Source organism: Aquirufa sp. (assembly GCF_964796385.1).
In genome coordinates, this window is the sequence record NZ_CBAUBA010000011.1 from 1 (window position 1) to 19,489 (window position 19,489).

Annotated in this window: 14 protein-coding genes; 7 read left to right on the plus strand and 7 right to left on the minus strand. The window is 40.3% G+C overall.

The features are described from left to right. From AC1W6K_RS05115 to ribD, 4 genes are all read left to right on the plus strand, one after another. Nucleotides 1-575, plus strand: a 575-nt coding sequence (locus tag AC1W6K_RS05115; RefSeq protein ID WP_481946692.1) for an efflux RND transporter periplasmic adaptor subunit, incomplete at its 5' end; no start/stop codon positions are given. A 6-nt stretch (nucleotides 576-581) separates the two neighbouring features. After that, nucleotides 582-1,589, plus strand: coding sequence for a glycosyltransferase family 9 protein (locus AC1W6K_RS05120; protein ID WP_481946693.1), 1,008 nt, complete (start codon nucleotides 582-584; stop codon nucleotides 1,587-1,589). Between the two features lie 3 nt (nucleotides 1,590-1,592). Next, entirely contained in the window at nucleotides 1,593-4,667 is a 3,075-nt protein-coding gene (locus tag AC1W6K_RS05125) for an efflux RND transporter permease subunit (protein WP_481946694.1), read from the plus strand. Next, complete coding sequence (gene ribD, locus AC1W6K_RS05130) at nucleotides 4,660-5,685, plus strand: bifunctional diaminohydroxyphosphoribosylaminopyrimidine deaminase/5-amino-6-(5-phosphoribosylamino)uracil reductase RibD (protein WP_481946695.1); 1,026 nt, start codon at nucleotides 4,660-4,662, stop codon at nucleotides 5,683-5,685. Before AC1W6K_RS05125 ends, ribD begins: the two co-directional genes overlap by 8 nt. Here the strand turns inward: ribD and AC1W6K_RS05135 are convergent. Further along, nucleotides 5,659-6,981 carry an Nramp family divalent metal transporter gene (locus AC1W6K_RS05135; RefSeq protein ID WP_481946696.1) on the minus strand — a complete coding sequence of 441 codons (1,323 nt, stop codon included), beginning with the start codon at nucleotides 6,979-6,981 and terminating at the stop codon, nucleotides 5,659-5,661. The two genes, ribD and AC1W6K_RS05135, sit on opposite strands and share 27 nt — an antisense overlap. 108 nt (nucleotides 6,982-7,089) lie before the next feature. On the opposite strand from AC1W6K_RS05135, the gene AC1W6K_RS05140 reads away from it, so the two are divergent. Continuing rightward, nucleotides 7,090-7,749, plus strand: coding sequence for a metal-dependent transcriptional regulator (locus AC1W6K_RS05140; protein ID WP_481946697.1), 660 nt, complete (start codon nucleotides 7,090-7,092; stop codon nucleotides 7,747-7,749). Here the strand turns inward: AC1W6K_RS05140 and AC1W6K_RS05145 are convergent. From AC1W6K_RS05145 to AC1W6K_RS05160, 4 genes are all read right to left on the minus strand, one after another. Next, nucleotides 7,746-10,682, minus strand: coding sequence for a DEAD/DEAH box helicase (locus AC1W6K_RS05145; protein ID WP_481946698.1), 2,937 nt, complete (start codon nucleotides 10,680-10,682; stop codon nucleotides 7,746-7,748). The two genes, AC1W6K_RS05140 and AC1W6K_RS05145, sit on opposite strands and share 4 nt — an antisense overlap. 96 nt (nucleotides 10,683-10,778) lie before the next feature. Further along, complete coding sequence (gene prmA / locus AC1W6K_RS05150; protein WP_481946699.1) at nucleotides 10,779-11,606, minus strand: 50S ribosomal protein L11 methyltransferase; 828 nt, start codon at nucleotides 11,604-11,606, stop codon at nucleotides 10,779-10,781. 8 nt (nucleotides 11,607-11,614) lie between these two features. Continuing rightward, complete coding sequence (locus AC1W6K_RS05155) at nucleotides 11,615-12,568, minus strand: MlaD family protein (RefSeq protein ID WP_481946700.1); 954 nt, start codon at nucleotides 12,566-12,568, stop codon at nucleotides 11,615-11,617. A 5-nt stretch (nucleotides 12,569-12,573) separates the two neighbouring features. After that, nucleotides 12,574-13,374: an N-acetylmuramoyl-L-alanine amidase family protein gene (locus AC1W6K_RS05160; protein ID WP_481719359.1), complete on the minus strand. Its 801-nt coding sequence runs from the start codon at nucleotides 13,372-13,374 to the stop codon at nucleotides 12,574-12,576. Between the two features lie 22 nt (nucleotides 13,375-13,396). Between AC1W6K_RS05160 and AC1W6K_RS05165 the strand changes: the two genes are divergently transcribed. Next, nucleotides 13,397-16,183 (plus strand): putative LPS assembly protein LptD, encoded by a 2,787-nt coding sequence (locus AC1W6K_RS05165; protein ID WP_481946701.1) that lies wholly within the window; start codon nucleotides 13,397-13,399, stop codon nucleotides 16,181-16,183. Here AC1W6K_RS05165 and msrA read toward each other — a convergent pair. After that, nucleotides 16,180-16,827 carry a peptide-methionine (S)-S-oxide reductase MsrA gene (msrA, locus tag AC1W6K_RS05170; RefSeq protein ID WP_481719361.1) on the minus strand — a complete coding sequence of 216 codons (648 nt, stop codon included), beginning with the start codon at nucleotides 16,825-16,827 and terminating at the stop codon, nucleotides 16,180-16,182. The two genes, AC1W6K_RS05165 and msrA, sit on opposite strands and share 4 nt — an antisense overlap. A gap of 64 nt (nucleotides 16,828-16,891) precedes the next feature. Here msrA and AC1W6K_RS05175 point away from each other — a divergent pair, with 64 nt between their 5' ends. After that, nucleotides 16,892-17,527 carry a phosphatase PAP2-related protein gene (locus tag AC1W6K_RS05175; RefSeq protein ID WP_481719362.1) on the plus strand — a complete coding sequence of 212 codons (636 nt, stop codon included), beginning with the start codon at nucleotides 16,892-16,894 and terminating at the stop codon, nucleotides 17,525-17,527. On the opposite strand, the gene AC1W6K_RS05180 is transcribed toward AC1W6K_RS05175, so the two are convergent. Continuing rightward, the gene (locus tag AC1W6K_RS05180) at nucleotides 17,517-19,445 is read right to left on the minus strand and encodes a polysaccharide biosynthesis protein (protein WP_481946702.1); all 1,929 of its coding nucleotides are present in this window, start codon (nucleotides 19,443-19,445) and stop codon (nucleotides 17,517-17,519) included. The two genes, AC1W6K_RS05175 and AC1W6K_RS05180, sit on opposite strands and share 11 nt — an antisense overlap. Nucleotides 19,446-19,489: the final 44 nt, after the last annotated feature.

The window sequence follows — 19,489 nt, forward strand, 5'->3', positions numbered from 1 at the left end:
AAACGACCGTTTTAGCACCCTTCGCAGGAACGATAGGTTTTCGCTATGTGTCCTTGGGTAGTTATATCTCACCCACAACGCGGATTGCGACATTAACGAATACAAATCCAGCCAAAATTGAATTCTCCATTCCTGCAAAATATGCGACGGCCATCCGCAAGGGAAGCACAATCGAATTTATAACAGAGAGTGAAGAAAAAATGTACAGCGGAAATGTATATGCCATCGATCCTAAAATTGACCCCTTAACACGTACGGTTCAAATACGTGCCCTAGCACCTAATCCATCAGGAAATTTAGTGCCCGGAGCGTTTGCAAAGGTGAATTTGATCTTAAAAACCAAAGGTAATGCAATTCTTATTCCAACCGAATCTGTTGTTCCTGAGGCAAAAGGAAGCCGAGTTTTCATTGTCAAAAATGGCAAATCAATTCCTGTGAAAGTCGAATTAGGAAACAGAGGCGAAAAGAATGTGGAAATCATTTCAGGCCTAAGCATTGGGGACACGCTAATAACCAATGGTATCATTCAAGTGAAACCAGACGGCGAAGTTGAAATCAAAGAAGTTCTTCAATAAAAAGACATGTTGTGGAATCAATCTGTATGGCAATATAAATGGCGCAAGCTAGCTCACGTGCTAGCAGCTCAAATTGCCTATGTTCGATTCTATTTGCAAATTCGCGTACAAAAATGGAGGCGGCCAACAGATAAATTCATAGGGATATTGCTCGCTGAGCACCTCGGTGATATCGTTGCGGCAGAACCGATAATTGAAGCTTTATGTGGCAAATTCCCCTCGGCAAAAATTGTGTGGATTATAAAGCCCGCTTTTCGCGCAATACTTGAAAATCACCCAAAAATCGAATTACTCGTCGACGAGCAAAGCGTGTTGTTCAGCATGTATGTAACGAAAAAACACCCATTTGACCTATTTTACAATTTGCACCTTGGTGATTTACGAAGTGATCCTTTCTTCCCGGGACAATTTTTAAAAAATTCTAAAGCAGCTGAGATGGGAATAACAAAGGAAAACTACCTTCACCATTTCAATCTATTAGAAGTCGTTTCGCAATTAGCCGACCTTGGAAAATTGATCGGATATCCACATATCTACCTCGAAAAAGGGGCGAAAAACACTTTTTTGCAAAAACCATATTGGATTATTCATCGCAAATCCAATGCCCAAATGCGTGATTGGCAAGATCCATTATGGTGCCGATTAATCGATCAGATTATTACAGAAAACGATGTTAATGTCGTTGAAATAGGCATAATTGAGCCATTGGCGTATCAATCATCTCGATTCACTTCGCTTGTAGGAAAAACAAGCCTCCATGAAACATTGCAGATTATCCGCGATGCGGAATATTTCATAGGTGTGGAATCAGGACCAGCACATATTGCAAACGCATTTCGAATTCCCGCACTGATTCTTTGCGGTCAATTTATAAATTTCGATCAATACAATGTATATTCTGGCGCATATCAACATGATGGTCTTGCCCAGATAGTATTTAACTCAAAAGGCACAGCGTCCGAATTAACGTTCGAAGACGTTTATGCCCAACTACCACAAAAAAACCTAGCTTAACATATGGCCTCTTTATCAGAAATTAGTATTAAACGCCCAGTCCTATCCATTGTGATGTCGGTCTCAATTATTGTATTTGGATTAATTGGCTATTCCTATTTGGGAATTCGCGAATATCCATCCGTCGAACCACCGGTAGTTACGGTGCAGACAAGTTATACAGGTGCGAATGCCGACATTATTGAATCTCAAATTACGGAACCTCTCGAGGAATCAATAAATGGTATCGCCGGTATTAAGACACTTTCCAGTACAAGTCGTGACGGAAGGTCCAGTATAACGATCGAATTTGATTTGTCGGTCAACATTGAAGATGCGGCGAACGATGTTCGTGATCGTGTCTCACGCTCGTTGGCATTATTACCAAAAGATGTTGATCCGCCAGTTGTCTCTAAAGCGGATTCCGATTCAAGCCCCATTTACAACTTGAATATATATTCCAATGCAAGGGATTTATTAAGCTTAAATGAGATTGCTACGCGTAGTGTGAAGGAAAAACTACAAACAATTCCTGGAGTTTCTTCAGTTCAAATGTGGGGCGAGAAGAAATATGCGATGCGTTTAAATATCGATCCAGAGCGCTTGGCCTCATTCCGTTTAACGGCACCCGACATCGTGAATGCGTTAACGAAACAAAATATCGAACTTCCTTCTGGCAGTATCGAGGGAAACAATACCGAACTTACCGTGCGTACACAGGGCCGATTATCTACGGTGGAAGATTTCAATAACTTAATCATCCGAGAAGAAGGTGACCGCTCAGTGAAATTTTCAGATGTTGGTAATGCTGTATTAGCCCCCGAAAACGAGAAAACATTCTTTAAACGTGACATGGTCCCCATGATTTCGATTGCGGTGATTCCGCAGCCGGGTTCAAATCAAATTGAAATTGTCGACCAGATTCATAAAAAAATGAAGCAAATTCAAACGACCATCCCCGGTGATGTTATTTTGAAGGAGGGGTATGACAACACCAGATACGTGCGTAAATCCATCGAAGAGGTAGAGGAAACAATCTTGATAGCTATCTTATTAGTGACAATCGTTATCTTCCTATTTCTGCGTGATTGGCGATCTACGATCATTCCGTTAACTGCCATTCCGGTATCGTTAATTGGGGTATTCTTTTTCATGTATTTGGCTGGATTCTCCATCAATGTGCTCACATTACTTGGAATCGTTTTATCCATTGGACTTGTCGTAGATGATGCTATTGTTGTTTTGGAAAACATATACTCCAAAATCGAGGAAGGTTTAACACCTTGGCAGGCGGCCTTGGCAGGTTCAAATGAGATTTACTTTGCCGTAATTTCGACCACGGTTACACTAGCAGCGGTTTTCTTGCCCGTTATCTTTTTGGAGGGTATTACAGGTCAATTATTCCGTGAATTTGGTATTGTAGTTGCCGGTTCCGTCATCATATCCGCCTTTGTTTCGTTAACCTTAACGCCCATGTTAAGCTCTAAATTACTCAAGGGTGGCCATTCAAAACCATGGTTTTACAATGTAACCGAACCTTTCTTTGTATGGATGACGCTGGCATACGAAAGCTCACTAAATTCATTTTTAAAAGTTCGTTGGCTCGCATGGGTAATCATGGTCGGGTTAATGGGCGTAATTTACACTCTTTTCAAAACAGGTGCTATTCCTTCTGAATTAGCTCCACTCGAAGACAGAGGTCAATTGCGGATTAATGCAACAGCACCTGAAGGGGCTACGTTTGAATATATGCTCAATTTTACGGATGAAATTTCAAAATTTCTTATGAACGAAATTCCCGAATTAGAACGAAAATCAATTTATACAATTACTTCGCCGGGATTTGGAAATGCGGGTTCGAATTCAGGCTTTATTCGTGTTTTGTTGAACGACACGACGAAGCGTAGGAGCCAACAAGCTATCGTGGATGCAATTCAACCCAAAGTGAAGAAATTCACAGGCGCGAAATCTATTGTATATCAAGAGCCTACTTTACAGACAGGTCAACGAGGAGGTGGGGGATTGCCCGTTGCTTTTGTTGTTCAAGCACCAAATTTCGAAAGATTAAAAAAATTGATGCCACAATTTATGGCTAAAGTACGCGAATCTCCCAAATTTGAAATTTCAGATATTAATTTAAAGTTCACCAAACCAGAACTACGATTGGAGATTGACCGTTCCAAAGCTCAAAATTTGGGAGTATCGATTCAAGATGTCGCCCAAACGCTCCAATTAGGCCTTTCTGGCCGTCGATTCGGATATTTTATCATGGACGGAAAGCAATATCAGGTAATTGGACAAATCAACCGTACCTCTCGAAATGATGTAAATGATCTCAAATCCCTTTATGTAAAAAATAACCGGGGTGATTTGATTCAATTGGACAACATGGTCAAAATAACTGAGCAGAGTACGCCGCCGCAATTATTTCGTTTTAACCGCTATTCAGCAGCGACAGTGACCGCACAAATGGCCAAAGGGGTAACATTAGGTGAGGCTCTTGACGAAATGGATAAACTTGCGAAAGAGACTTTTGATGAATCTTTCTCGACAGCCTATGATGGCCAAAGTAAGCAGTTTAAAGAATCAAGCTCCTCATTACTTTTCGCGTTTGCGTTAGCAATCTTGTTGATCTACCTAATCCTTTCAGCCCAATTTGAAAGTTTTATTGATCCATTCATCATACTATTTACGGTGCCTTTGGCCGTTGCAGGTGCGTTATTATCCCTGTGGGATTTCGGACAAACATTGAATATTTTCTCGCAAATTGGTATTATCGTGTTGATTGGCCTCGTGACCAAAAATGGTATTTTGATTGTTGAGTTTGCGAACCAACAAAAAGATACGGGATTAATGAAAATGGAGGCCGTAAAAAATGCAGCATCTGCTCGTTTCCGCCCTATTATCATGACATCGCTTTGTACGATTTTGGGTATTTTACCTATTGCTTTAGCCTTAGGCTCAGGCTCTCAAAGCCGGGTTTCGATGGGTATAGCAGTCGTAGGAGGTATGTTATTCTCAACCACATTAACACTATACATCATTCCAGCAATTTACAGTTATATGTCATCAAGCCGGAAAAAAGTTGAACATGACTAACGACGAAATTTGGATGCAACGTGCGCTAGACCTGGCCTTGTTAGGCGATGGGCACGTTGCACCTAATCCGTTAGTCGGCTGCGTAATTATACTCGAAAACAAGATCATCGGTGAAGGGTATCATGCCCGATATGGTGATTCGCACGCAGAGGTAAATGCGTTTAAGAACCTTACTAATACAGCAAAGGGAGCAACTGTATATGTAAATTTAGAACCGTGCAGTCATTTTGGAAAAACGCCTCCCTGCGCTGATTTGTTAATTCGAGAACGGGTCGCTCGCGTCGTCATCTGTAATTTAGACCCCAATCCACTTGTTTCAGGAAAAGGTATGCAACGACTTTTACAAGCGGGAATCGCAGTTGACATAGGCATACTTGAATCAAAAGGAGTTTATTTAAATCGGCATTTTTTTCATTTTCATGATAAAGGACGGCCGTGGGTCACACTAAAATTTGCAGAATCTAGCGATGGATTTATTGCGCGTGAAACGGGAGAGCCTGTTGGCTTTTCAAATCTACTTAGCCAAAAACTGGTACACAAATTACGCACACAGCATCAGGCAATTTTGATTGGCGTAAATACGGCCAATGCTGATAATCCAAAATTAAATGCACGATTTTGGCCGGGCAATACCCCCATACGTATGGTCATTGATCCCCACAACCGCATGCGTCGCGACATAACACTCATGACTGACGAAAGTGCGGTCATCATATTTACACAAGATTTCTCGTATGAAGAAAGTAATAAACAATGGATAGCGCTTGGAGAAAATCTGCTTTTGGGGATAATGAAATATTGTCATGACCAGGGAATTCAATCAATTTTGGTAGAGGGAGGTGCGCAAACCTTGGAGGCATTTTACACGGCAGGATTGTCTAATGATATCCTGAAAATCCGATCAGATGTATCTCTTTTAAAAGGAATCAAAAGTCCATTTAAAGATTTTATGTGGGACTCAATCGAACAAGTTGGAAATAATAACCACTGGCTACGCGCCAAAGAAAATCTGCGCTAATAAATACAAATTAAGACTTAAGATTATGGCGCTTATGATCCATGCGCTGACGGTCAACCAAGGTACATTCACGAATTTGCCCATCTTTTTTGCATCACTAGTAAATAAAACAAGCGGTATAACTGCAAAGCTAAGTTGCATAGAAAGAACAACTTGGCTAAAAATTAACAAATCGCCAATCTTACTTTCTCCCCAGACCCAAGTAATAAAAAAAGCGGGTAAAATAGCCAACATACGTGTAATCAAACGACGAATCCAAGGTTTCAAGCGCCAATCTAAAAACCCTTCCATAACGATTTGACCCGCTAGAGTACCTGTTAACGTAGCATTTTGGCCAGAAGCTAATAAGGCAATAGCAAACAAAATAGCAGCCCACCGACTCCCTAAGGCAGGATTTAACAATTCATACGCATCCCGAATATCGGCTACATGCTGTTGTCCACTCCAATGAAACGCCGCAGCTGCCAGAATAAGAATTGCAGCATTAACAAAAAAGGCAATAGAAAGGGAAAGCGTTGAATCCCATGTGGCAAATTTAATGGCTTTCGTCCGTTCTTCATCTGTATGAGCAAAAGCCCGCGTCTGAACAATACTTGAATGTAAATATAAATTATGCGGCATGACGGTCGCGCCTAAAATACCAATTGCTACATATAATTGATTGGAATCCTGAAAAATTCCCGCCGATGGAATCAAGCCTTGCAATACAGGGCCAATTTCCGGCTGAGCTATAAAAATCTCATAAATAAAGCAGGCGCTAATTACGCCCAAAAGTGCCAAAACGATTGATTCAAGAACCCTAAATCCCCGATTTTGAAAATATAAAATCAAGAAAACATCTAATATTGTAATAACAATTCCTCCCAAAATAGGTATCCCAAACAACAAATTTAAAGCTAATGCCGAACCTATAACCTCAGCTAAATCACAGGCCACAATCGCAAGTTCACAAATCACCCATAAGAAAATTGCGACAGGTCGGGAAAAGGCATCGCCACATGCTTGAGCCAAGTCACGTCCCGAGGCGACCCCTAACTTTAAGGCTAAGTGCTGCAAAAGAATAGCAAATAAACTTGATATTAATATAACGGATAACAACGTGTACCCAAATTGCGCTCCACCAGCTAAATCCGTTGCCCAATTTCCGGGATCCATATAGCCAACAGCTACCATAAAACCAGGACCCATGAAAGCACGAAGATTCTTCCAAAAACTCCCTCCTTTAGGAATAGGGATGCTCGCATAAACTTCACTCAGTGAATGAGTTTTAACTTCAGAACGCCAAGGCTTAGACATAAATGAAAATCAAAAATCAAATATATAGAATATTCTAAAATAATTTTTAGACTTACCTAAAAATATTAGTACAAATTTTTTTGTACTTTTGATTTTTAAATCAATAATATGGCTATTTCCTTCGCAGAAGAAAACTATCTGAAAATTATTTTTAGGCTATCCGAGTCAACTAAAGAGGACATTTCAACCAATGCCATTGCTGAATTAACTCAGAATAAAGCGGCTTCAGTGACAGACATGCTTCGTAAAATGTCTGAAAAGGGTTGGGTAAACTATCAAAAATATCAAGGCGTTCGATTAAGTAGCCTAGGTGAAAAATTAGCATTGGATATAGTACGTAAGCATCGCTTATGGGAAGTGTTTCTCGTAAAAAAGATGGGATTCAATTGGGATGAGGTGCACGAAATCGCAGAGCAACTCGAACATATCGAGTCAGAAGAACTCATCGACAAGTTAGATGCCTTTTTGGACTACCCGAGGTCTGATCCACACGGCGATCCTATTCCGAACAAAGATGGGATTTTACCACAATTAGGGTATGTATCGTTGGCCAATATGCCTATCGGAAAAGCGGGTAATCTCTTAGGTGTAGCTCAAGACTCCGCCGTTTTTCTACAATTGCTGACCAAACTTAACTTAAGATTGGGGGCGACGTTGGAAATAATTGAAATAAATGCATTTGATTTATCGGTATCACTCCGCATCGACAATAATCCGCCGGTATTGATTAGCCACGAAGTGGCCAAAAATGTATTGGTAAAACGCTAGCTTAATAAATCCAAGACCTCGTCCTCACTCAAAGCACGTAAAATACTTTCATCTGACGTAACTAGATCATTCGCTAAATCCAATTTGCGTTGTTGGAGCGAAAGAATTTTCTCCTCAACTGTTTCTTTGCTAATAAACTTGTAAGTAAACACCGTTTTCTTTTGGCCAATCCGATGGGCTCGGTCAATCGCTTGTGCCTCTGCAGCTGGATTCCACCATGGATCCAACAAAAATACATAGTCGGCAGCCGTTAAATTCAACCCTACTCCACCGGCCTTAAGTGAAATTAAGAAAACGGATTGCCCATCATCTTTTTGAAAACTTTCCACTTGACCCATACGGTCAGATGTACTACCATCTAAATATGCATAAGCGATACCTCGTTCGTCCAAAGCCCTCCGAATCAATCCCAAATGCTGAACAAATTGGCTAAAAATCAACACTTTATGATGTTGCTCTAACACCGTTTCTAGCTTTTCTAACACCGCTTCCATTTTACCTGATTCCCCAGTAAATCCTTCTTCACACAAGGCCGGGTGATTGGCTAATTGGCGTAATTTCGTTAATCCTTGCAACACCGAAAAGCGCGATTTTTGTAATCCTTCATCCTTAATCTGCTTTAAAAGGATGTCACGGTAAAACGATTTCGTTTTATCATACAAGCGTTCTTGCTCCTCCGACATAGCGCAATACGTAATCGATTCCATCTTTTCAGGTAAGTCGGCCGCCACCTGACGCTTCTCTCTTCGTAATAAATAGGGTTTAATCAAAAAGTATAAACGCTTTTTCTGATCACCATCCGCCTTTTTCTCGATAGGTATTTGGAAAGAATCCTTGAAATATCGTTGTGTACCAAGCAAGCCTGTATTGACGAAATTCATCTGCGACCACAAGTCCATCGTGGAATTCTCCAACGGTGTGCCTGTCATAACTAAACGAAATTTGGCATTTAATTTTTGCACTGCCTTGGTAATATTTGCGAGCGGATTTTTAATCGCCTGCGACTCGTCCAAAATAACATAGCTAAATGACTGCTTTTCAAACCAATCAATATCCGAGCGCACCATTCCAAAAGAACACAAAATCAAATCAACCTTGCCAATTTGAGCCTGTAATTTCTCCCGTTGGGGCCCACTATAAACCATTACACGAAGCTGAGGCGTAAATTTTTTAGCCTCCATTTCCCAGTTATATAACAAAGAAGTGGGCATCACGAGTAATGTTGGAAGTGTCTCTCCTTGCTCCTTTAAACTTTGCAATAAACACAGTGTTTGTACCGTCTTTCCTAAACCCATGTCATCCGCCAAACATGCCCCTAAACCAGCCACTTGACGCGTTCGCATCCACCGGTAGCCTTCAAGCTGATACGGACGAAGTGTTCCTTTGAAATTCTTTGGAATCGGAAATTCCTTCGTCTCTAACTTCAGGTCATTGAGGGTTTTTGCCTTCAATGAAGTCTTGACCAAATCCTGATTTTCCCACTCCTGAATCAACTGAAAATGCTGTCTGCGCAGATAAACGCCATCATCACCGGGACGTGTCTCGGAGAAATAAAATAAATCTTGGTAATCGTGAAACCAGTTATCTGGAATAATGGCGATGGAGCCATCCGGCAAATGAAATTCCTTTTTCTTCTGAAGAATTAATTGACGAATCTTCAAAAATGGAATTTGAAATTGGCCAAACGAAATAATGGCTTGAATGTCAAACCAATCAAATTTCTCACCAATACGAATACTAATTTCTGGCTTCCCTAAGAAGTAGCGCGGAGCTGAGCCATCTCCTTTAAAGTGAACGGTAAAGCCAGCTTGATCTAAATCTTGTTTGTGAGCGGTCAGCCATTGGACAGCATCTGAACGAGAAATCGTAGCCCTACCATCTGATTCCATCGGCAAGCCCATCGATTTCAAACTTTGGAAACTGCGTTTTTCCTTGACAAGCGAACGCATGATCTTTTGAAATGCAAAACTATCGGCTTTCTTCTCAAACAGAACATTCGCCTCCGCCGCCAAACCATCCCAAGGAAAACGGTTGTTCCCATACTGAAATGATAATACAAATTGCCAGCGATCCGCCGCTTCTAATGCTTTTTTCGAAGTTGGCTTATCATCCCCATCAAACTTAGGCACAATCGGACCATAGGATAATAAGTACTGGCAATTCTTCTCCGTATTCGTTATTTCAAATCCTTTGGCATGCACCGGATAACGGGCAACCATCGCTTTTACAAATTTTCGAAAATAGTCTTCCTCCATATTTTTGGGGATGACTACAAATTTTTTGGTCAGAAAAGCGCGTAATTTCTTACCTTCTAACTGGGGCTTAAAGTGATATAATTTTTGATTTAAAAGCATCCAAGCTGGTTCATCGCATAACATTAGCGCATCCTTATATTGGAACTCAAGCTTGTTTCCTTGATATTTTAATGATGGGAAATAATGTGTATTCTCTTCATTACGCATGAAATGAAACAAAACCTCAACAGCTTCAGCCTGGATTTGCACCGACTGCCGCATGGGGTTTCCATCATTCCCCATGATGAAAAGCGTTTTATCTGGGCAAATAAGTTCAAATATTTGAGCCCGCCGACGCTCAATATTAGCGTGTACTGATTCAGCAATCTCCTTATCCCCTTTCTCAGGATCAAAGGTTTTGAGATAAAATTCCTCAATCGTTTTGCGCTTCGATGTATTGTATTTTTCAAAAATGGCCGCAGGCTTCATTCCTTCAATCAACTTCACACATGCCTCATCGCGCTCATCCAAGCCTGCAACAAATTCATGGTAATTGCGGGTGGTAAGGGTTTGATATTCCCAAGTCAACTGACCCTTCTCATTTAATTGCACGACAAACACCTCGAACAAGTAGCCCAAGCATTCATGTGATAATAAAGAGTAAACAACCTGAAAGGGTTTGTTTGGGGAGATCTTCATGTGCTATAAAAAACTCGAACCAACGAGTTATATGCGTAAAACCTTCAAAAATAAGGTTTTTTCATGAATTAATGATTTTTTTGCCGATATTTTAATCTAAGCCTTTATCAATCGTAGACATGCCCAATGCTCTTTCTCAGATTGAATCTGCAATGTAAGCCCATGTAACTTGGCTGCTTCGGCCAACAAAGATACGTCGGACGTATAAAACCCACTTAAGAACAAATAACCTCCCGAACGAATCCGCTTCGAATATTCTTCCAATTCGTCCAGTAGAATATTTCGATTAATATTTGCAATCAAAACATCGTATACGGTTGCATCTTCATCCCGAATATTTCCAAGTGAAAAAGTCACTGAAGTACAATCATTGAGTCCGGCATTCTCTATGGAATTCTCCACGGCCCATGAATCAATATCAAAACCATGAACACGCAAAGCACCACGCTTCCAGGCAACAAAAGCCAAAATGCCTGTGCCTGTGCCTGCATCAAGCACCGTTTTATTGGTCAAATTTATTTCCAACAATGCCTCTACCATCAACGCCGTAGTTTGATGATGACCGGTACCAAAAGACATTTTGGGATTAATGATAATTTCAAGCGGAAAGGATTCATCAGCCTCATGAAAACTAGCTCGAATATGAACTTTATTTGAAATGCTAATCGGATCGTAATTAGTCTCCCAAACAGCATTCCAATTTTCCTTTTCGATGTCATTGTAAACAACATCAATAGGCCCTAAAAATAGATAGCGGTCTATAATTTCTTTCGCTTGATCCGCGTCATACACATCTGCCGAACAATACGCAGCTATCCCTGAGTCAAGATCTTCAAAAATATCAAATCCAATTTCGCCCAATTCGGCCATTAAAATATTCGTTATTTCAACAGATGCCGAAATAAGCAATTGCTTCGTAACCATGTAAGGGTCTATTTATCAGTGGGCGGATTGGGGTCTTTTTTCCCAAAAACAGAGAAATGTATATAACGCTTCGGCTGCGTTCTAAAATCTATCAATAGGCGATCTAGATCTACAATCGTCTTATTCAGGCCCGTATAAAGTGAGTCGTTTGTCAAAAATTTACCCGCACTTCCCTGACCTTGTTCTAGTTTTGAAACGATTCGTTGGAGCGAAACAATCGCCCGGCTGGCCTCTTGTATGGTTTGCCCAATCCGTGCCGCCTGAATGGAATCGGCTACCGAATTAAACTTCATCAATAACGGTTTTAGCTGCTTTTCTGTTTCGGTTAAACTTTGAGACAACGTACGCATGTTGGCCGTAATTTGTTTGATATTCACACTATTTTCAGCCACGAGCGTATTCACTGAGCCATTAATGTTCGATACAGCACTATTGGAATTTTCAATTAAACGATTGAGGTACAACCCTGTTTTTTCAAACTTCCCACTTACCTTCCGGAAAGAAACTAATAACGAATCTGCATTAGAAAGGACCGGCAATGCCCGCTCCTTAAGCAAAGAAGAAAGTCCTTTTTCATTCACGCCAGTTATGTAAGCTTCGTCGGCAATTGCTCCCTTACCCTGCAACTCTAACCGAATGACTTTCCCTCCTAGCAATGCCCCATCTGATAAATAAGCAATGGTTTTATCAGGCAAAATCAACCCTTTTTTAACCCAGATTTCGACTTTGATTTTATTCCCATCCAAAGGGTCTAAAAATACCTTTTTGACTTTTCCTACTTCAACTCCATTGATCATGACCAGGTTGGATGCTGTCAACCCATCCACGTTATCATACTGAATATAATAGGTATTTGATTTCGAAAATAGGTCATTCCCTTTCAAGAAATTAAACCCAAAATAGAGGATTAAAAAGGCCATTAGGGCCAAAAAACCTACCTTTAATTCGTTGCTTTTGAACATTTGGGCTATCTTTCTATGTCTTCTTTGTACTTCTTAAATGCTGTTGCAATGGCATCTGCCACTTGGGATTGTCCGTGCTCTGAGTTTAAATATTCCTCTTCCTCGGCATTAGTCAAAAAACCCGTCTCCACGAGTACGCTGGGCATAGCCGTACGCCAAATTACCAAAAATCCAGCTTGCTTTACCCCAAAACTTTTCCGTTTGTAGGTTTTTGCAAATTGGTCTTCTACTAATGAAGCGAATTTGACCGAGCTAGCCATAAAGGCACTTTGGTAATTTGCCATCATAATGTGCGCTAATGGTGAACTTGGATCAAATCCATTATAAGCAGTCTGGTAATCTTTCTCTTGTAGGATAACCGAGTTTTCACGCTTTGCTACGTTCAAATTACCGTCTGTTTTGTGCAAACCCATAGTGTAGGTTTCGGTTCCGTAGGCCGACTTATTCGTTGCTGCGTTACAGTGTACCGAAATAAACAAATCTGCTTTGTTCCGATTCGCAATATCAGCTCGCTCAAATAACTCAATAAATTCATCTGTTTCGCGGGTATATATCACCTTTAAATCTGGGTATTCCGCCTTTAATTTGCGTCCTAATTCTAAAATAATCTTTAACGTAACTTTCCCTTCGCGGGCACCCTTGGGGCCTAAGCACCCTGGATCTTTTCCTCCATGCCCTGCATCCAAACAAATCGTCCGAATTACATTCTTTTTAGTTGGATTTGTTGAAGGCTGCAGTTCCGCTTGTGCATGACCGTAGACCAAAAATAAAGCCGCAATAAAAATAACTCGAATCGCTGAAAACATTATTTTTTCAATTATTAGACGTATGATAAGTGGCAATGATGTAATTTTACAAATTCCATTGCCACACGCAAAGATAATTTTTAAATTCCATTTGGTAAAGCAATCCACATATTACCTTTTTCTGTTCATAGGACTATTCCTTGTTGGCATATCGGATTCTTTCGCCCAACGGATTATTGTGAAAGATTCGGCTCAGTCGCGCGTCATTCAGGGAGATTCGCTAAACAAATCCCAAGATTTACAAACTACCGTATATTATTCAGCTTCAGACTCGACTATCTTGGATGCGGCAAACCAGGTTGTTTATCTGTACGGAAAGGCAAAAGTTAAGTATGGAGAAATCGTACTAGAAGCTAACTACATTCGGCTAGACTGGGAAACAAATGAAGTATTTGCCAAGGGGACATATGATTCAACTACCCATAAAATGGACGGATTACCCGTATTTACCCAAGGAGGAGATAAATATGATTCGGACGAAATACGCTATAATTTCAAGAGTAAACGCGCGGCGATAAAAGGAATTGTGACTCAGCAGGGCGAAGGATATGTCCAAGGAAAAACTGTCAAGAAAGATGAGGAGGAAAATCTTTACATCCGAAACGCTATTTATACAACTTGTAATTTAAGCCATCCACACTTCCACATCAATGCGAGTAAAATTAAAGTAGTAGGTAAAAAAGAAATTATTTCTGGCCCCTTTCACTTCGAATTAAATGATATTCCTTTGCCAATTGGACTGCCTTTTGGCTTTTTTCCTTATTCCCAACCAAAAGAGGCGGGGAAATCGGGTATATTATTCCCTACCTATGGAGAAGAGCCTACAGGCCGTGGGTTTTATCTTCGTGAAGGTGGTTACTATTGGGCGGCCAGCGAAAATATTGGTATACGTTTTACCGGACAAATTTATTCCAAAGGTGGCTGGGGATTGGGCGCAAATTCACAATACAATAAACGTTATCGATATAATGGAAGCTTTAATTTTGCTTTCAACAGAAATAGCAATGGAGCAGAATTTAATCCAACCAAACGGACAGATTTCTCACTTCAATGGTCGCACAGCCCACGTAGTCTAGGGAATTCTAGTTTCTCCGCATCAGTTAATGTCGCATCAAATTCCTTTAATCAATTCAACACGTTTTCAACGCAACAATACCTGACCAATACCATCGGATCCTCAGTTCAATACACAAAAAATATTGGCCAAATCGTTCGAAGTGGAGTTAGTTTACGGATCAACCAAAACACTACTACACGCGTTTTTGATGCAGGAACAGAATTTAACTTTGGCTTGAATCAGTTCCAACCATTCAAGAGAAAGAATTCAATTAGCGATCGATTTATGGACCAATTTCGACTGGGATTAGATTTTTCAGGAAGTATTTCATTGACCAACCAAGTTTCGGATCCTTTTACACGCTACGAGTTTGATGTTTTTCCTAGAGCGTCTAATAGTCAACGGGGGACCGTTCAAAGACCGTTTTTGCCAACTACCGCAGGGGAACTACCGCCAGGAGTTATCCCTGTAAATGCTAGTACAATCCCAATGCTATGGGAAAAAGCGCAGACGAAATTTCAGTATAGTGTTCCACTTTCCTTACCCAATATAAAGCTTACACCGTATATCAACCTGACTCCAGGTGTTTCATTGGCTGGAAATATGTTTACCCGATCCTACAAATACACCTACATGCCGATAGATTCAACCGTCCGTATTGATACCGTGGGGGGATTGCCAAAATTCAATTCCCAACTTTCATTTTCGGCCAGCATGAATACGCGTGTATATGGAACAGCGCGTTTTAATAAAGGTCGCCTAGAAGCGATACGCCATACGGCTGTTCCCAGTATTAGTTTGAGCTATGCACCAGATGTTTCTGATCCATCGTTAGGTTATTTTCAAGACGTCCGCATCAATAACCGTAAGTTTATTAATGCTGAAGGAGTAGAACAAATGGGAGATATTCGACGCATTTCAAGCTTTGATCCACGAACATTAAGTTATGGGGGTGCTACGGGTGCAGTTAGTTTTGGCATTCAAAATACGTTGGAGGCAAAACTAAAAACCAAATCTGATACCGCGACCAAACAAAGTGAAAAAATTAACCTAATCGACAACTTTGGGATTAATGGAAGCTATAACTTTCTAGCAAAAGAATTTCCACTATCCAATCTGAGCTTCACGGCTAATTCGCGTGTTAGGGAATTTGATGTCAACATCGGAGGCAGTATTGACCCGTATCTATATGTTCAAGACAAGGCATTTTTTGATGTGGGCCGACGAACCAACGACCTGATGTTTGGTAAGGGCGAGGGATTGGGCCGGCTACAAGGACTTAATTTATCCATAGGCCGCAGGTTTGCCCCTTCAAAAACAAAAGAAAAAACAAGTAAAGAAGGGAGCGAGTCACAATTACGTCAAATTAATCGCAATTTGGATGATTATGTGGATTGGAATATACCTTGGACTTTTTCGTTCAGTTATCAATATAGTTATAATCGGATGGGCTTAGCCGCTGCACAAAAAATCGCAGGTTTAACTTTTCAAGGAGAATTGAGCCTTACCGAAAAATGGAAACTTTCCGTGTCTTCGGGATATGATTTCAAATTTAATGGGTTAACCTACACGAATATGTCGGTGCACCGTGACTTGCATTGCTGGGAAATGAATTTTAATTGGACACCTATTGCAAGCCCATTTTATGGTCGAGCGAGTAATTATTCTTTCGACTTACGTGTCAAGTCCTCCTTGCTCCAAGATTTAAAATTATCTAGGAGAAGAAGTTTTTATGATAAGGGAGGATTCTAATTCAATTTATCTTTAAACGCCTTGAGGAATTTATCCATTTTAGGCTTTATGACGATCTGGCAATATGGTTCAGTGCCATTTTGATTGAAATAATCTTGATGGTAATCTTCAGCTGGATAGAATGTAGACTCCGCAACAATCTCTGTCACAATCGGATTGGGGAATACATGTTTTTCATTCAAATTACGTTTCCAATTTTCCGCTGCTTGTTTCTGTGCATCATTGGAAAAGAAAATAGCGGAACGGTATTGCGTCCCAACGTCCGCACCTTGTCTATTGAGGGTTGTCGGATCATGCGTCTGCCAAAACACCTCTAATAAGGTTTGAAACGAAACGACATTCGGATCATAGGTAATCTGGCATACCTCAGCGTGACCTGTCAACCCTGTGCAAACTTCGCGGTAGGTAGGTTGTTTGATTTTCCCACCCATATATCCAGAAGTAACGGAATATACTCCTTTGACGCGCTGGTATACGGCTTCTACACACCAAAAACATCCGGCTCCGAATGTAATTGTATCTAATTTTGCGACTGAATTATCTTGCATGGTTGGCTTTTTTATCGATGTACCTCCGCACGAAAAATGAAGAAAAGCACCAGCTATGCTAAGTATTAATCCGACTTTTTTCAAATAGAAGCTCATATCTTTTTTTATTTTAATGTAGTTTTGCGAACTTAAAATTACTGAAGGATAACTAACAAGGTGGATGAATAGTTTTAAAAAATCGATTCCCGCTGCCTGGTCTATCGCTTGGCAAGATAAGCAATTTCAGTGGCGATTGATTTTAGCATTAGTGGTATTCGCTATTTTCCCTTGGAAAGCGGCTGAATATTTTCAGTGGATACAGTTACGAGATGGCAAAGTTTGGCCAGATTATATTTTAGCACAAATTCCTTCGGCAAATGTTTCATACCTGATTTTTGGGATAATTTATTGCAGTGTTATTTATTTAGTCATTCGCTTACTAGCCAAACCCCATCAATTTCTTTGGTTTGCTTGGGCTTTCAATATAGAGACGTTAATGCGCTCAATAAGTATCTATTTTGTTGCATTAAACCCTCCAAACGGCATAGTGGCCTTACATGACCCCATCGCCGAATTTTTTATATATGGAGATAATCTACCGATAACAAAAGATCTCTTTTTCTCTGGCCATACAGCAACGATGGTATTTGTTTGCTATTATTTAAGGGGTATAGAACGAAGGATAGCACTTGTTTTAGCGGGATTTTTGGTTTGTCTTTTGCTGATTCAGCATGTGCACTACACATGGGATATTTTGGCGGCACCTATAGCTACGCTTGCTTCTATTTGGATTGCGAAGCGACTGATTAACGCTTGATTGTAAAAGATTTACGATCTAGTTTTTCGAATACTGAATTATTTGACTTGTATTCAGGAATGACTTGCTTGATTTTTGCTACCAGTTCATTATTACCTCCATCCGCTAATAACTGAATCATCTCGGCTACTTGAATTTCCATGAATGCATAAGTAGGCGTATTAACTTTCGCCACCAAAATTTTAGGATGGTGTGTTGGCAATGAATTTTCATCGTTATTCAAAAGCTCCTCGTACAACTTTTCACCTGGACGAAGCCCAGTATATTTAATTTCGATGTCACGATCTACGCGTAATCCACTCAGCGTAATCATCTTCTTAGCTAGGTTGACAATCTTAACTGACTCCCCCATATCAAAAACAAAAACCTCGCCGCCCTCACCCATCGTTGCAGCTTCTAACACCAGTTCACATGCTTCGGGGATGGTCATAAAGTAACGTGTAATTTCGGGATGGGTTACCGTTACAGGGCCTCCGCGTTCAATCTGTTTCTTAAATAATGGAATAACAGAACCGTTAGATCCCAATACGTTCCCAAAACGTGTCGCAATAAATTTGGTACGCATACCATCCAATTGATTCATAGATTGCGTATACATTTCGGCAAAACGTTTAGTTGCACCCATCACGTTGGTGGGATTTACTGCCTTGTCCGTGGATACCATCACAAACTTATCCACGCCATTTTCAGCTGCTAATTCAGCCAAAACTTGCGTCCCGATAATATTTATTTTTACTGCCTCGTATGGATTTTTTTCCATCAATGGCACATGCTTGTACGCTGCGGCATGAAAAACAATACTAGGCTTATGCGTCTTGAAAATAAATGCCATTCGTTGGTAATCCGACACATCCGCAACCTTAACCACTAGTTCTGTATTGGAAGGAATCAACCCGGATAGCTCGTATTCCAAATCAAATAATCCCGACTCAGCCTGATCTACTAAAATAATTTTGGCTGGGAAATAAGCGATTAATTGGCGGACAATCTCACTGCCGATTGATCCTGCGGCACCGGTCACCATGATGGATTGCGAATTCATTTCTTCGCTGATCCGTTTATTATTCATTTGAATTTCCTCTCGGCCTAATAGGTCTTCAATTTTGACATTATGGATTTGATTAATTGCAAATTCCCCGCCTACCCATTTATCAACTGGAGGCAATGTTTTAACAATAACTCCTCGGTCTAGAAATACATCTGAAATCTTACGTTTGGCTTGTAACCCGATATTATTTATGGCCATAATGACCTGTAAGCCTTCGTAATTGTCTACAAACTTATCCAGGGTCTCGACCAGACTATACACGCGAATACCCTCGATCGTTTTATTGATTTTAGACTCATTGTCATCGATAAAGCCGAGCACTTGGTAATTGATGCTTCGGTCATTTTGAATGACATTTTTAGTTAACAAACCAGAATATCCAGCACCATAAATTAGCACTCCTACCGCAGGCTTAAACTCGTTAATAAATGATTCATAGAACGATTTAACGAGAAATCGAAGTGTCACCATCAAGAATAAACAGATGAAAAAATCGATAGCTAGAATGGACAAAGGAACATACAACAACATATCCAGTCCACTGTAATATCGAAGTGTAATCGAAAAAAATGCAGCAATAAACGTACCGGTAAATACCGATTTTAAAATTAAGACAGCATCTTCAATACTTGTATGCCGAATGATCCCCGTAAAGGATTGAAAGTAAAGGAATGCGCCTATTCGAATGAGGAAAAGAAATAGAAAATGAAATTGAAAGTTATACAAATCAATTTCTTGATATCTAAAATTGGTTCGCAATAGGGTTGCTAACGTAAACGAAAACATGACAATCCCCAAATCAATAACTAATACCAGCCACCTAGAGAGGAAGCGGTTTGAGTATTTACGAATGAAGATAGATTGAGTCATGAAACAAAGTTACTAATAACTTGATAAAATATTTTTGAAATTTA

What these genes read in the sequence shown, in the direction of transcription:
- AC1W6K_RS05125 (WP_481946694.1), top strand. Translation starts at nt 1,593, where the DNA reads ATGGCCTCTTTATCAGAAATTAGTATTAAACGCCCAGTCCTATCCATT.
- AC1W6K_RS05175 (WP_481719362.1), top strand. Translation starts at nt 16,892, where the DNA reads ATGAATAGTTTTAAAAAATCGATTCCCGCTGCCTGGTCTATCGCTTGG.
- AC1W6K_RS05155 (WP_481946700.1), bottom strand. Translation starts at nt 12,568, where the DNA reads ATGTTCAAAAGCAACGAATTAAAGGTAGGTTTTTTGGCCCTAATGGCC.
- AC1W6K_RS05135 (WP_481946696.1), bottom strand. Translation starts at nt 6,981, where the DNA reads ATGTCTAAGCCTTGGCGTTCTGAAGTTAAAACTCATTCACTGAGTGAA.
- AC1W6K_RS05120 (WP_481946693.1), top strand. Translation starts at nt 582, where the DNA reads ATGTTGTGGAATCAATCTGTATGGCAATATAAATGGCGCAAGCTAGCT.
- msrA (WP_481719361.1), bottom strand. Translation starts at nt 16,827, where the DNA reads ATGAGCTTCTATTTGAAAAAAGTCGGATTAATACTTAGCATAGCTGGT.
- prmA (WP_481946699.1), bottom strand. Translation starts at nt 11,606, where the DNA reads ATGGTTACGAAGCAATTGCTTATTTCGGCATCTGTTGAAATAACGAAT.
- ribD (WP_481946695.1), top strand. Translation starts at nt 4,660, where the DNA reads ATGACTAACGACGAAATTTGGATGCAACGTGCGCTAGACCTGGCCTTG.
- AC1W6K_RS05145 (WP_481946698.1), bottom strand. Translation starts at nt 10,682, where the DNA reads ATGAAGATCTCCCCAAACAAACCCTTTCAGGTTGTTTACTCTTTATTA.
- AC1W6K_RS05160 (WP_481719359.1), bottom strand. Translation starts at nt 13,374, where the DNA reads ATGTTTTCAGCGATTCGAGTTATTTTTATTGCGGCTTTATTTTTGGTC.
- AC1W6K_RS05140 (WP_481946697.1), top strand. Translation starts at nt 7,090, where the DNA reads ATGGCTATTTCCTTCGCAGAAGAAAACTATCTGAAAATTATTTTTAGG.
- AC1W6K_RS05180 (WP_481946702.1), bottom strand. Translation starts at nt 19,445, where the DNA reads ATGACTCAATCTATCTTCATTCGTAAATACTCAAACCGCTTCCTCTCT.
- AC1W6K_RS05165 (WP_481946701.1), top strand. Translation starts at nt 13,397, where the DNA reads ATGATAAGTGGCAATGATGTAATTTTACAAATTCCATTGCCACACGCA.